Raw genomic sequence first — 14,636 nt, 5'->3', positions numbered from 1 at the left:
GGGCAACGTATTTGTTATCTCTGCGCTCACTCAGCGTGGTCAGAAATTATCATGATAAGGAGTACCCTATGTCTTTAACCAATAAAGTGGCTATCGTCACCGGGGCCAGCCGTGGCCTTGGGCGAGGCATTGCCCAGGTATTAGCTGAAAAAGGGGCCGCTATAGTGATTTGCGATGTCGATCAGGAAGGTGGCAATAAAACCGCCGCCGAACTGGTGAACGCGGGCCATAAAGCCATTTTCATCGCCTGTAATATCGCCAACCGCGAAGAGGTAAACCGGTTATTTATCGCGACCGAGCAGCAACTGGGGCCGGTAGATATTCTGGTTAATAACGCCGGAATTAACCGTGATGCCATGCTGCACAAGCTAACGGAAGAGAACTGGGATCTGGTGATGGATATCAACCTGAAAGGGACCTTCCATTGTATGCAGGAAGCCGCCGTGCGGATGCGTGAACGTGCCTGTGGGCGGATCATCAATATCTCTTCGGCCAGTTGGTTGGGCAATGTGGGGCAAGCCAACTATGCCGCTTCAAAAGCCGGGGTGATCGGTCTGACCAAAACGGCCTGTCGCGAGCTGGCAAAAAAAGGGGTGACCGTTAACGCCATCTGCCCAGGATTTATCGCAACCGATATGACTCGCGGGGTACCGGAAAAAGTATGGGACATCATGATCGGCAAAATTCCCGCAGGCTTCGCGGGCGATCCGGTTGATGTCGGCCACTGCGTCGCCTTCCTGGCTTCCGACGAGGCACGCTATATCAATGGCGAAGTGATCAACGTTGGCGGCGGCATGGTGCTGTAAGGAGAACCGAATGAAAAATGCAAATGACATTGTGGTCGTCAGCGGTGTACGCACGGCGATAGGGACCATGGGCGGCAGCTTTAAAGATACGCATCAACATGATTTGGGCGCTGCTGTGATCCGTGAAGCCGTGGCTCGTGCCGGGCTGCAACCGGCACAGATTGATGAAGTGGTGGTGGGTAACGTAGGGCAAATCGCGGAGAGCGGTTTTATCGCCCGCATTTGCCAACTGCGTGCCGGGTTACCGAACGAAACGACGTCCTATTCGGTGAATCGACAATGCGGCTCGGGTCTGCAAGCGATTGTCGATTGCATGCTGGAACTGCAAACCGGTAATGCCGAGGTCACCGTCGCCTGTGGGACGGAGAATATGACCCAACTGCCCCACTATATTCGCAAGGCTCGCTATGGTTATCGCCTTGGCCACGGAGAGTTGGAAGACGGCATCGTCTCTATTTTAACCTGGCCGGAAGGCCCTTATCACAACGGTATGACTGCCGAGTTCGTTGCGGAGCGCTTTAACATCAGCCGTGCGGCGATGGACGAGTTTGCCTGGGGCAGCCAGCAAAAGGCCCTGGCAGCCATCAAAGAGGGGCATTTTACCTCGCAAATCCTGCCGCTGGAGGTTCGTGAAGGCAAGAACAGCCGCCTGTTTGCCATTGATGAACATCCAAGAGATACGCCGAAAGAGAAATACGCGCAGCTGAAACCGGCGTTTAAAAAGGACGGCACCGTCACGGCAGCGACATCATCAGGCATCAATGATGGAGCCGCCGCGCTGGTCATCACCACGCGAGCCAACGCTGAAAAACTGGAATTGCCTATCAGGATGGTGATCCGGGGCTGGGCAGTGGCAGGTTGTGAGGCAGAAATCATGGGCTTTGGCCCAGCTCCGGCGACCCGTAAGCTAATGCAAAAACTGAACATGTCTGTGCACGATATCGACCTTATCGAGCTTAATGAGGCCTTTGCCGCTCAATCATTGGCAGTGATTAACGATCTGGAGCTTGATCCGGCCAAAGTGAACGTCAATGGAGGGGCAATAGCGCTGGGGCATCCGGTGGGTGCCAGTGGAGCCATCATCGCGGTAAAACTGATGTATGAGATGGAGCGCCGTGGCGTCAATACCGGTTTAGCCACCATGTGTATCGGTGGTGGACAAGGGATCTCTATGCTGTTTGAACGGGAAAGATAACCTGACAACCCGCCCTTCTACCCGATAGAGGGGCGGTGAAGGAAAAGCGGCTTACACATTGAGTTATATGAACTGTTTTAGCTTTAATAAGCCATTCTTATTTATTGATAACATGAAATTGGCAAGGAACATCCGCTATCATATTTAATCGCCCTCACTATAATAGAGGTTTATATCATAAAGGTATGAGTATGCTGATCACCTTAGAGCTGGCTAATACCATTGTGAAACGAGCGATGAGTATTATCCACTATAACGTTAATGTTATTGACCATCAGGGGGTCATTATTGCTTCCGGCGAACCCCATCGGGTCGGTGAGCGGCATGAAGTGGCATTTGAGGTGATAAAGAACCGCCAGCGGATGACAATAGAAAATGCTCAGCAGGCCGCCCAGTATAAAAATGTTCAGCCCGGTATTAATCATCCGATTATCGTGGATGATCAGGTGGTTATGGTGATTGGTATCAGTGGTAATCCCGCCGCGATTGCACGCTACGCCGAGCTGGCCATTCTGGCGGCGGAGTTATTGATTAAGCAGTCTTTAGCTATCCGGGAAATGAACTGGCAATACCGTATCAGAGATCTGTTACTAAAACAGTATCTGGAAGTTGGCGATACCGAGAAAGGTAAAGAAATACTTTACCAATTGGTACAGCAAGAGATCGACCTGTCACAACCTCTGTTGCCGGTATTGATTAATATTGAAACCGGGGGGAATTTATTGGGACAGACCATCGATCACATCCTGAATAAACTCTCACATATTTTAAAATCCCAACGGGTAATATTGCTCAGCAATGATGAGATCCTGTTAATTATCACCGAGATCGAACGGACCGATCCCACGGTTAAAGATATTAATGAATTTATGGAAACACAGCTGAGTCATTACACCATCGGCATAGGTGTGGAGTCTGGATCTGCCGCGATTTTCCGCCAATCGGTGTTTATGATCAAAGAGATGATACAACATGGCCGGGAGTCGTTAGCACAACCACGGGTGATTAACGGCCAGCAGTTTGCTTTCAGCGGGCTGTTGCATGAAGCCAGAAGCAGCTCATTTACCCTGTATTTCAAACAGAGGATCGATAAATTGCTGATGCTGAGCACTGGCCAAATGCTGCTCAACACCTTGAGTACCTATATCGCACATAATGCCGAACTGGCCAACGCTGCGCGGGAACTCGGAGTGCATCGCAACACGCTCACCTACCGGCTGAACCAGATCAAGGAAGCGACCTCGTTAGATCCGTTCAATTTCAAGGAACTCAGCCAGTTGATGATTTCGCTTTACTATCATCAGGGAGCACAGCAGCCAACTGCGGCAGGCGAAAGCCAAGAATTTTAGCCGTCAGTTGGATGATACTGTAATGCTGACCCTGACCAGCGAAGGTCAGGGTCGGATGCATTAAGCCGTGCCGCCCACGGTAAGCGAGTCCAGCTTCAGCGTCGGTTGGCCAACGCCCACCGGCAAGCTCTGCCCTTCCTTACCGCAAACGCCCACGCCCTTATCCAGCGCCAGATCGTTACCGACCATCGAGATCTGCTGCATCGCCTCAATACCTGAACCAATCAGCGTAGCGCCCTTCACCGGTTTGGTGACGCGGCCATTTTCGATCAGATAGGCTTCGGAAGTGGAGAACACAAACTTCCCGGAGGTGATATCAACCTGGCCACCGCCAAAGTTCGGCGCATACAGGCCATACTCCACGCTGGCGATAATATCTTCTGGTGTCGATTTGCCCGCCAGCATGTAGGTGTTGGTCATACGCGGCATTGGCAGGTGCGCATAAGACTCGCGGCGGCCGTTGCCGGTAGGCGCTACGCCCATCAGCCGTGCGTTGAGTTTATCCTGCATGTAGCCTTTCAGAATGCCGTTCTCGATCAGCACGTTGTACTGACCCGGTACGCCTTCGTCATCGATAGCCAGTGAACCACGGCGGCCCTGAATGGTGCCGTCATCCACAACCGTGCACAGCTCGGAAGCCACCAGCTTGCCCATTTGGCCGCTGAATACCGAAGTACCACGGCGGTTGAAGTCGCCTTCCAAGCCATGACCGACCGCTTCATGCAGTAACACGCCCGGCCAGCCCGCGCCCAGCACTACCGGCATGGTGCCAGCGGGTGCCGCTACGGCAGAGAGGTTAACCAGCGCCATACGCACCGCTTCTTTGGCAAAAGCATCGGCACGTACTTCACCGTCCACGATTTCCAGGAAGTAGTCATAGCCGCAACGGCCACCACCACCGCTGGCTCCACGCTCACGTTTACCGTCTTCTTCCACCAGCACGCTGACGGAGAAACGCACCAGCGGGCGAACGTCCGCCGCCAGAGTGCCGTCCGTTGCCGCGACCAGTATCTGCTCGTACACGCCGGTGATGCTGGCGGTGACTTCCTGTACGCGCTTGTCTTCGGCACGCGCAATCTTGTCTACCCGGTGCAGCAGCGCAATCTTCTCTTCCCGCGGCAGGCTTTGCAGCGGATCGAGCAGCGGATACAGCGCCTGATAGCCGATCTCGCCCAGCGTATGGACTTTACCATTGCCGCTGTCACGCACAATGTTGCGAGCGGCCTGGGCACTTTGGTTCAGGGCGTTCAGGGTGATTTGGTCCGCATAGGCAAAACCGGTCTTTTCACCGCTGACCGCACGCACGCCAACGCCCTGATCGATATTGTACGAGCCATCCTTGATGATGCCGTCTTCAAGCACCCAGGCTTCGTGGTAGCTGGACTGAAAATAGAGGTCGGCGTAATCGAGGCGGCGTTCGGCCAGTTGACCCAATACGGAGAACAGGTCCTGATGACTCAGCTTATTCACAGCGAGTAACTGCTCACTGACAAACGACAGGCTCATAATTTTTTCACTCTTTATTGGCGGAGTTTTCAACCGGCGCAATCAGCGTCGGCTGGAATCGGTTGTGCTGCATCACCGGCATCTGTTTGCGTACGGTATGCAGCTTGCCGGTATCGACGCGCACTTTCAGCGCGGAGACCGCATCGGGGTTTTCTGCCAGCACATTGCCCCAGCTGTCTACCACCATGGAATGTCCCCAGGTGCGACGGGTAGCTCCGTGGCGGCCAACCTGTGCGGGAGCCAGGATCACACACTGGTTCTCGATCGCACGGGCACGCAGCAAAATCTCCCAGTGTGCTTCACCGGTTACGCGGGTAAATGCGGCGGGCACCGAGATCAGCTCCGCACCTTGCGCACGCAATGCCTGATACAGGCCAGGGAAGCGCAGATCGTAGCAAATCGTCATCCCCAGGCGGCCTACCGGCGTATCGACCACCGTGAGTTGCTGACCATGCTGGTAGGTATCCGACTCGCGGTAATGGGCGTGGATATCATTGATATCCACGTCGAACATGTGCAGTTTGTCGTAACGGCCACGGATTTCGCCCTGATCGTCAAACAGCAGGCTGCTGGTGGTGATGCGTGTCGGATCTTCGCGGCTGATCAAGGGCATGGAGCCAACCAGCAACCATACCCCATAACGGCGAGCCATATCACGCACTGCCTGCTGCAATGGGCCATTGCCTTCAGTTTCCGCATGTTCACGGTAAGCGGCCGAGTTGGCAAACAGTAAGGCGTTCTCCGGAGTCATCACCAATTTTATCCCGGGATTGAGCTGCTTGATTTGCTGCTCAATCTGGGCCAGGTTGTCCCGTACTTGCTCACCGCTACACAGCTGTAATAACGCAACGTTAGCATTTTTCATGGCGCCTTATCCTCTTTTGGCTTACGCAACACCTCATTAATACTCGGGTGGTCCAGGCTGCCGGTAATGTCATAGCGGATAAACGAAATCTTGCTCCACAACGGCCCCAGCACTTTCGAGGCCGCAAACACCGCCGCCCCCACAATCGGGTTGATCACAAACGCGGTTGCTACACCTACCGTCGCCGAGATCTCTGGCGCAATCACGGCCTGCATATCAATCTGGCGTTTCACCAGGTCGATCTGGCCGCTCATGGCGATATCCGCCGCCAGCCCATCCACCAATAAGTTATCTGTATGCATTATGCCATCTTTCGTCCAGATAGTGCCGCGTATGGAGTCAAAGTAAAAGCCATTGCCGAAGGTATCGCGGAAGTCGAACTGCAATTTACGCAGCAGGGCATCAAAGCTGACCAGCCGTAGCAGTTGCCCGGCCCGGCCACCGCCAACGTTGTCGATCTCGCCTTTGCCCAGATAGACCTTCATGGTGCCGTTCAGCGTGTCGATCTGCGGTTTCCAGGGTTGCCCATGCCAGTGCAGATCAAAATCGATATCGAAAGGGGAATCTTTTAACGGGATGGTCACGCCAAAGAAGCTGGCGGTGCGATCGATTTTGCTGCCCAGCAGTTTGCCCTTTAACGCACTGCGCTCTTCCTGAGCGTTCTGTTTCCACAGGCCACTGGCGGTCATGCGGCCGTAGCCGGTATCCACCAGGCCATGGCTGAGCACCAGCGAATCACCATCGTGCTTCACGTCGGCCTCAACAGTGCCGAGGTTTTGCCCCATCATCCAGCAAGATTTACAGCGCAACATCAGTGAAGGCCAGTCCTGGAAGGAAATTCGCTCTGCCGTGGTCAACGGGTTAGTGCTACCTGCGCTACCTTCGCCACTGGCAAACTGCGGGTTGTAATAAAGATAGCCAAGATCGGCGCGCCACATACCTTTATCCGGCATTGTCAGGCTGCCATCAATCTCTTTGCCCTTGGCGGTCACCTTGGTTCCAGCCAGTTGCTGCTCTACCGCAAGCTGAAGGTTATGCCAAGCCTGTCCGCCCAGCGTTAGCTGCGGGGTCTCGAGCGTGACGCTGGTTGGGAAGACGAAATTGCCTACCTTGCCTGCACCGCTGCTCTGCTTCATCGCCGGAGCCAATAGCCCCAGCCATTGCTCACCATCCAGCGCGGGCAGATTGAGTACCAGAGATTTGTCTTTGGGTAGCGCCGGGGTAGCGGAACCGCCCGTCTTCCAGGCGGCACGTGCCAACACCACCTGCTGTTTGGCCAGCAGCCATTCGCTGTTGAAGTGGTTTTGTTTGCCCGCACTGCCATTGAGCATAAATCCGTGCAGGCCGCCGTTGACTTTTACGCTGACCGGTAGCGCTTCCCCTGCCGGTTTATCAAGTGGAGAAGGTAAGTGACTGCTTACTTTTTTCAGGTCGGCATTGACCCCAATGTCATAGCTCGGCTCGCCTTTATGCGGCAGGTTGATCGCCACTTTACCCAGCCAGGCGGCACTACCTGCCAGCATTTTGGCAAACTCCGGCGGCAAACCCTCAACTTTGGCCGGTTGCCAATCGCCTTTCAGCCCAACGTTAACCTTATAATCCTGTTTGCCTTCCACTGTATCGAAGTTGACCGCCAGCGGTTGCCCAAACCAGTTGGCCGTCAGGGTGTCACTTTGCAGGTTGCCGTTGTTGAAGCGGAATTTGCCACTGACTCGCTCGAGCTGGCTCTCCAGCGGCTTGACCAGCAGCGAGTTGTTGTTCAGCGTAACCTCACCGCTGGCGTTAACCAGTTCACCATCCAACGGGATATCGAGGTGTAAGCGCCCACTTACATTGCCACCCACCTGCAACTCATCCAGCGCCGCCCCGACCGAATCATCCAGTGGGGTCTGCATGAAGTAGTCGTGAATATCTTGCCCCTCACCGGCAACCTCAGAATCAATCAGCAGGCGCTCTTTACGATAGTCAGGAATGACGGCGCTGATGTTCCTGCCGGTCACCTTACCCAACAGGGTTTGCGGTGCATTCATCCACAGGCCGCTGTTGGCAAAATCGAGGTCGATGGCCAGATCGTTCAGCGCTGGCCATTCCGGCTGGAACTGGAAGGTAGCGTGGCGTAGTGGGACAAACACCTGAAACTGCCCTTCGTTCTTCTCATAAGGGAAGTGTTGCGGATCACCGGCATAGATCAGGGAGGCATTATCAACCTGCCCGCCCTGGATCGCCCCGCTGAGATAATCCACCAGATGTTTACCCATCAGTGGCTCAGGGAAATAGCGCCAGGCATCGGCACCATCGTAGAGACGAATGCCAGCCAGAATATCTAACCAAGGTTCGCCCTTGGCCGGTTGCTGATAGCGGAAATCACCGTTGACCCACAGGGACTTAGCCTGCACATCCAGGCCTTTGCTGGCCAATTGCCAGCCTTGGTCGTTGTTTTGCCAGGTCAACGCTCCGCTGGCACGGCTGATCTCCAACGGTGCCCGGAACATATCGCCATAAGGCAGCGTGCTGTTGTTCAGCCCCAGCGTCAGGCGGCCATTTTCCACGCCCCCGGTTAACGCACCGGAAAAGTGATCAACACCCGGCAACAGTTTCCAGTGTTGCCAACTCAGATCCTGCCACCACGCCTGAAAACGAGTCTTTTCGGGCTGTTGCAGTGGGATATCCAGCGCCAGCGCCCTTAGCATGCCGTGAGGCTGCAAGTCTTTCCAACGCTCCAGTACATCCGGGCTAAGGAACGAGAAGGTGGGCAGCAACGCTTCCAGCCGTTCCAACTGGATGCCGGTAGCACGGATACGCAGTTCTTCGCTTTGGTTTGGCCCGATAAATTGGTTATTTTCCGGCAACCATAGACCGGTAAGGGTTCCTGGCGCCCAGGCTTGACCATCGGTTTTCAGATTCAGTGCAGGCACATGTACCTGCCAGCCGTTACCCTCGCGGCTCAGTGCCAGCGCCAGGTTATCGACATCCAGCCGATGCTGATCGCTGCCCACCGACCAACTGGCGGTGCCTTTATTAAGTAAGGCATTACCACTGTAGATTGCACCGTTCTTGATATTGAGCCAGGCCGCCAGGCTGAAGTCCGCACTTTCCAGGCCGGTATTGGTTTGCAGCCAGCGGCTGAACCAGGGCTTCATGTCGATATCATCGGCCTGCATATAGATGGTGCCGGTGTTCAGCAACCCCTGCTCATCCCGCAGATCCAGGCGTAGCTGCACCGCACCATGCTGACCATTCAGACTGGTCAGGCTGATCTGGCCTTCCGCACGATGTCGGTTATGGCTATTGAGCCAGGTCATTTGCGGGATATGGAATTCAGCGCGCGAGCCAGATGGGGTCAGAAAAGAGAGACGGCTGTTGCGCAGATCAAAGTGATCCAGCTGATACAGGAACAGATCGCTGACGCTGTTTGAGGTAAGGCCGTTGCCATTATTGCCTTCACCGCCAAACGTTGCGTTAAGATCGAACTGCAATTGATAGAAGGTGAGATCGCGGAACTGCCAGCGCCAATGCAGCAGGGATTGCCACACGTCCAGCGCCAGCGTGACCCGCTCGATCTGGATCGTGCTTTTTGGCAGGGTCACATGGATGTTGCGGGCTTCCAGCGTCGGGCCAAAGGTTTCCCAACTGCCCTGGATAAAGTCGGCCTCGACGGGGACCCCGGCGATCGCCTGTACCTTCTCCAGCAACAGTGGACGATAATGGTTAAGCTCAGGCAATACCAGACGCAACCCGCTGATCAGCAACGCCACAACAACGATTAAAGTGGCGCCTGTGGCTAACAGGATCCCGGGCAGTCGCCTCACGCATTTCTCCTTAGTGACCAAATATATAACCTTGTTCCCCTCACCCTAACCCTCTCCCACAGGGAGAGGGAACCGATCGAGTTAGGCTGAAAGTATGTGAGCCTTCATGAGCACCGGCTGATCCACCTTGGATGAGGAGACGATCACGGTTACCTAGATGACTTCTTTACCTCCAAAAAAGCAGGAACTAACAGCTCCCTCTCCCTATGGGAGAGGGTTGGTGTGAGGGGCATTACATCATCACGACGTCAAACTGTTCCTGGCTGTATAAAGGTTCAATCTGCACCTTGACCTGTTTGCCAACGAAGATCTCCACTTCTGCCAGCGCATGTGACTCTTCGCCTTTCAGCGCCTCACCCACGGCCGCAGACGCATAGACCAGGAAACGATCGGAATCGTAAGCATGATGTACGCGCACGATCTCACGCATAATCTCATAGCAGACGGTTTCCACCGTTTTCACCGTTCCACGGCCCTGGCAGGTCGGGCAGTCGTTACACAGCACATGCTCAATGCTCTCACGTGTGCGTTTACGCGTCATCTCCACTAATCCTAGTTGAGAGAAACCGTTGATTGTGGTTTTTACCCGATCTTTACTCAGTGCCAGCTCCAACGAGTGCAATACCCGGCGGCGGTGTTCGTCATTGTTCATATCAATGAAATCAATGATGATGATGCCGCCCAGGTTGCGCAGCCGCAGCTGTCTGGCGATGGCCTGCGTCGCTTCGATGTTGGTATTGAAGATGGTTTCATCAAGATTGCGGTGGCCAACGAAGGCACCGGTGTTGATATCCACGGTGGTCATGGCTTCGGTTTGATCGATGATCAGGTAGCCGCCGGATTTCAACTCCACCTTACGCTCCAGCGCACGCTGGATCTCGTTCTCGACATCATACAGATCGAAGATCGGCTGGCTGCCGGTATACAGCTCCAGCTTGTTGGTGATATCCGGGATATATTCGCCGGTAAATTCCACTAACTGATCGTGCGTCAGCCGTGAGTCAACGCGGATACGATCCAGCGCCGCACCGGCAAAGTCACGCAGGATACGGTGCGCCAACGCCAGCTCGCCATACAGTTTGTACTTGGTCTGGTTACGCTTTTTGCGTTCCATGACCTTGGTCCACAACCGTTTGAGGAAGGCAGCATCCTGCGCCAGCTCTTCATCGCCAATCCCTTCCGCCGCGGTGCGGATGATAAAGCCGCCCAGATCGTCACAATAGGCCGCCACGGCGCGTTTGAGACGCTCGCGTTCGGCTTCACTTTCAATGCGTTGGGAAACCCCTACGTGCGAAGCGCCCGGCATAAACACCAGGTAGCGTGAAGGCAACGTAATATCGGTGGTGAGGCGTGCGCCCTTGGTGCCAAGCGGATCTTTCACCACCTGAACCATCAGATCCTGCCCCTGGCGCACCAGTTCGGCGATATCACGCACGGAGAAGTTCTTTTGTTCATCACCGGCAACACACTCGGTGTGCGGCATGATATCGGAGGCGTGCAGGAAGGCCGCTTTATCCAGGCCAATATCGACAAAGGCCGCCTGCATGCCGGGTAACACGCGGCTGACACGCCCTTTGTAGATATTGCCCACGATGCCACGCTTGGCTTCGCGCTCGATGTGGATCTCTTGCAGAATGCCGCCGTCAATATAGGCAACCCGCGTTTCAGACGGCGTGATATTTACCAGTAGCTCAGCTGTCATACTTTCTCCTCAGAGCCGGTATAGCGCCTGCCCCTTATCTTTCCTGTGCTGACACGGGAAATCTAGTGGTGACCTCAACCGGTTCTAACCTCTCGTAATGCGACAAAATGACTGAGCAGCTCATGTGTTTCGACCAGCGGCAACCCCATCACCGCGTGATAACTTCCGGTTATCGTTCTGACGAAACAACCACCCTTGCCTTGAATTCCGTAGGCGCCCGCTTTATCCATCGGTTCGCCCGTGGCGATATAGTCGCAGATATCCTGCGCTGACAGATTGCGGAACGTCACGTCGGTGACAACCAGCTGGCATAACACGCCCTGTTTATCGGCGATCGCCACGGCGGTCATCACCTGATGCTGTTTCCCGGACAAGGCTGCCAGCATCTGCGCTGCATGCTCTTCATCCTGCGGTTTTTCCAACACCTGACCGTTCAGCACCACGATAGTATCTGCGCCCAGCACAGGCCTGTCTTGTTGCGCCAAAAGCACGCCCGCCCTGGCTTTATCCTGCGCCAGCCGACGAACATAGTTCTCCGCCGCTTCTCCTTCCTGTCGCTGCTCTTCAGTATGCGTCAGAATGACTTCAAACGGTACGCCAAGCAGCGTAAGCAGTTCATGACGACGGGGAGAACCGGAAGCAAGATAGAGCGAAAACATCGTTATGACCTCATTGTACGGCAAACTGGCGGCGGATCTTACGCATCAGCAGGAATAACCACGGCCAAAGCACACCGTTGATCACACTACTCCAGAACACTTCGGGGCGGAAAGAGACGTTGATCACTAAAAACTCCGCCCAGAACACCACCACGTCCATAGCCAATGATAGCAGCACGACGATCAGCGCCTGCTGCCACAGGGCCATATTGCGGAATAATTGGAATTTGAACGCGACGAGATAGGCGATGATGCCCATGGCCAGCGCACGCACACCGAGCGTGGAGCCCAGGATCAGATCCATGATCAGCCCCAGGATAAACCCGGTGCCGACGTTAACCCGATGGGGCAACGCCATTACCCAGTAAGTGAGGATCAGCAGCAGCCAGGATGGCCGGAACATATAGATTTGTTCCGGCCACGGCATGATTTGCAGCACCAAGGCCACCAGGAATGACAGCCAGATGATCCAGCGCCCGTTGCTGCGATAACGGTTCATCGCGCTGTCCCCGCAGCGGGCTGAACGGTGCCGGTAGCCGGTGCAGGCAACGGAGCCGGTGGGCCCATGGCATCTGCCGGTGGCAATACCTGTGGCATCATCTGCATCAGGCGTTCATTGGCGACACGATGTACTTCTTCCGGCGGCAGCGGCATGGTGCCGTTGCGATCGGCGCCCCACAGTAACAGCAGGTAACGCAGGCGTTGCAAGCCAGCCGTTGGGCGGGCCTGGATCACGGTATAGGCGCGTTGGTTATCCACTTTGACCGAGGACACCACACCGACCGGATAGCCTTCCGGGAAGCGACCACCCAAACCCGAGGTGACCAGCACATCCCCGACGCGGATATCGGTATTACCCGGCAGATGTTCCAGTTGCAGATCGTCCGTGCAGCCACTGCCTGCGGCAATCACCCGAATATCATTACGCAGTACCTGGATCGGCAGCGCATGGGAAGCATCGCAGATCAGCAGCACGCGGCTGGTCATTTTAGCCACCGCTACCACCTGCCCGACCACGCCTTTATCACTGATCACCGGCTGGCCTTCATAAACGCCGTTGTCCGACCCTTTATCAATCACCACCTGATCGCTATAAGGGTCTGAACCGGTCGAGATCACCTGAGTGACCATCTTGTGTTCGTCCTGGCGCAACGGCGAGCCGAGCAGCTCACGCAAACGGGCATTTTCCTGTTTGAATTGGCCAAGAAGAAGAATATCGCTGTTTTTGAGTAACAGTTCCTGCCGCAGAGCTCGGTTTTCCAGCTCCAACTGTTGGCGGGTAGCCAGCGTTTCCGAAACGCTGTCTAAAACTTTACGCGGCCCATTAGCCAGAAAGTAAAAAGGGCTGACGGCGGTATCCATGTAGTTTCGTATTTTAACGAACGTACCGAGCCGGCTGTCGGCAACGATCAGCACAATGGCCACGATCACTGCCAGGAAAAGTCGTAGTTGCAGGGAAGGCCCCCTGCTAAAAATCGGCTTCATAAATTATGCACGTTCCTCGACAACAGAAAGGGGAACGCACCAGATGCCAGGCTCATGCCGTCATCCGCTACGATCCCACCGTTCTGGGGCTGCTCACTATTCTTCGCTGAACAAATCGCCGCCATGCATGTCGATCATTTCCAACGCCTTGCCACCACCGCGAGCCACGCAGGTAAGCGGATCTTCTGCCACCACCACCGGGATACCGGTCTCTTCCATCAGCAGGCGGTCGAGGTTACGCAGCAATGCGCCACCACCGGTCAGTACCATACCGCGTTCGGAGATGTCGGAAGCCAGTTCCGGCGGGCACTGTTCCAGCGCAACCATCACCGCGCTGACGATACCGGTCAGAGGTTCTTGCAAAGCTTCGAGAATTTCATTGGAGTTCATGGTGAAACCACGCGGCACACCTTCAGCCAGGTTACGGCCACGCACTTCAATTTCACGCACTTCGTCATCCGGGTAAGCCGAGCCGATGCCGTGCTTGATACGTTCTGCGGTCGCTTCACCGATCAGTGAACCGTAGTTACGACGCACATAATTAATGATGGCTTCGTCAAAACGGTCGCCGCCGATACGTACGGAAGAGGAGTACACCACGCCGTTCAGCGAGATCACCGCCACTTCGGTAGTTCCACCACCGATATCAACCACCATGGAACCGGTCGCTTCCGATACAGGCAGGCCCGCACCGATCGCCGCAGCCATTGGCTCTTCAATCAGGAAGACTTCACGCGCGCCTGCACCCTGAGCGGACTCACGGATCGCACGGCGTTCAACCTGGGTAGCACCAACAGGGACGCAAACCAGTACGCGCGGGCTTGGGCGCATAAAGCTGTTGCTGTGAACCTGCTTGATGAAATGCTGCAGCATCTTTTCGGTGACAAAGAAGTCGGCGATCACGCCATCTTTCATTGGGCGAATAGCCGCGATATTGCCGGGCGTACGTCCCAGCATCTGTTTGGCGTCATGACCTACGGCCGCAACGCTCTTAGGTGAACCGGCACGATCCTGGCGAATGGCAACCACCGACGGTTCATTCAGTACAATGCCTTGTCCTTTAACATAAATCAGGGTATTGGCGGTACCCAAGTCGATGGACAAGTCATTAGAAAACATGCCACGAAATTTCTTAAACATAACGAAAGGATAATCCTGCAAGCTGGGGGCGAAAAATAAAATCCGCCTACTTTACCAACCACACGAAGCAGCGACAAGGCGCAAAAACGTCCTACTTCGGTGAAAAATAGTCTGCGTTGT

At 55.0% G+C, this 14,636-nt stretch carries 11 protein-coding genes; 3 read left to right on the top strand and 8 right to left on the bottom strand.

Annotated features, from left to right (window positions below; all coding sequences use genetic code 11):
• Nucleotides 1-68: 68 nt before the first annotated feature.
• The 3 genes from fabG (at nucleotide 69) to U869_RS0101825 (ending at nucleotide 3,350) form a co-directional block, all read left to right on the top strand.
• Nucleotides 69-806, top strand: coding sequence for a 3-oxoacyl-ACP reductase FabG (gene fabG, locus U869_RS0101835; protein WP_025122718.1), 738 nt, complete (start codon nucleotides 69-71; stop codon nucleotides 804-806).
• A gap of 10 nt (nucleotides 807-816) precedes the next feature.
• The gene (locus tag U869_RS0101830) at nucleotides 817-2,001 is read left to right on the top strand and encodes a thiolase family protein (RefSeq protein WP_025122719.1); all 1,185 of its coding nucleotides are present in this window, start codon (nucleotides 817-819) and stop codon (nucleotides 1,999-2,001) included.
• A gap of 191 nt (nucleotides 2,002-2,192) precedes the next feature.
• Nucleotides 2,193-3,350 carry a sugar diacid recognition domain-containing protein gene (locus tag U869_RS0101825; RefSeq protein WP_025122720.1) on the top strand — a complete coding sequence of 386 codons (1,158 nt, stop codon included), beginning with the start codon at nucleotides 2,193-2,195 and terminating at the stop codon, nucleotides 3,348-3,350.
• Nucleotides 3,351-3,410: 60 nt separating this feature from the next.
• Here U869_RS0101825 and tldD read toward each other — a convergent pair whose 3' ends face one another.
• The 8 genes from tldD to mreB all read right to left on the bottom strand — a co-directional run bounded on the left by tldD (nucleotide 3,411) and on the right by mreB (nucleotide 14,516).
• Entirely contained in the window at nucleotides 3,411-4,856 is a 1,446-nt protein-coding gene (gene tldD / locus U869_RS0101820) for a metalloprotease TldD (RefSeq protein WP_025122721.1), read from the bottom strand.
• Between the two features lie 7 nt (nucleotides 4,857-4,863).
• The gene (nit1, locus tag U869_RS0101815; protein ID WP_025122722.1) at nucleotides 4,864-5,721 is read right to left on the bottom strand and encodes a deaminated glutathione amidase; all 858 of its coding nucleotides are present in this window, start codon (nucleotides 5,719-5,721) and stop codon (nucleotides 4,864-4,866) included.
• The gene (yhdP, locus tag U869_RS0101810; protein WP_025122723.1) at nucleotides 5,718-9,530 is read right to left on the bottom strand and encodes an AsmA2 domain-containing protein YhdP; all 3,813 of its coding nucleotides are present in this window, start codon (nucleotides 9,528-9,530) and stop codon (nucleotides 5,718-5,720) included. Before yhdP ends, nit1 begins: the two co-directional genes overlap by 4 nt.
• 232 nt (nucleotides 9,531-9,762) lie before the next feature.
• Complete coding sequence (gene rng / locus U869_RS0101805) at nucleotides 9,763-11,232, bottom strand: ribonuclease G (protein WP_025122724.1); 1,470 nt, start codon at nucleotides 11,230-11,232, stop codon at nucleotides 9,763-9,765.
• Nucleotides 11,233-11,306: 74 nt separating this feature from the next.
• On the bottom strand, nucleotides 11,307-11,891 hold the full coding sequence (locus tag U869_RS0101800; protein ID WP_025122725.1) for a nucleoside triphosphate pyrophosphatase: 585 nt from the start codon (nucleotides 11,889-11,891) through the stop codon (nucleotides 11,307-11,309).
• Between the two features lie 10 nt (nucleotides 11,892-11,901).
• Complete coding sequence (gene mreD / locus U869_RS0101795; protein ID WP_025122726.1) at nucleotides 11,902-12,390, bottom strand: rod shape-determining protein MreD; 489 nt, start codon at nucleotides 12,388-12,390, stop codon at nucleotides 11,902-11,904.
• Nucleotides 12,387-13,376, bottom strand: coding sequence for a rod shape-determining protein MreC (gene mreC / locus U869_RS0101790; RefSeq protein WP_025122727.1), 990 nt, complete (start codon nucleotides 13,374-13,376; stop codon nucleotides 12,387-12,389). The genes mreD and mreC overlap by 4 nt, the downstream gene beginning before the upstream one ends.
• Before the next feature lie 96 nt (nucleotides 13,377-13,472).
• The gene (gene mreB / locus U869_RS0101785) at nucleotides 13,473-14,516 is read right to left on the bottom strand and encodes a rod shape-determining protein MreB (RefSeq protein WP_021180765.1); all 1,044 of its coding nucleotides are present in this window, start codon (nucleotides 14,514-14,516) and stop codon (nucleotides 13,473-13,475) included.
• Nucleotides 14,517-14,636: the final 120 nt, after the last annotated feature.

Source organism: Serratia sp. H1w, from assembly GCF_000633355.1.
Classification (GTDB): domain Bacteria; phylum Pseudomonadota; class Gammaproteobacteria; order Enterobacterales; family Enterobacteriaceae; genus Chania.
The sequence above is the reverse complement of the archived record's forward strand: the minus strand, read 5'-3'. Positions and strand labels throughout refer to the sequence as shown.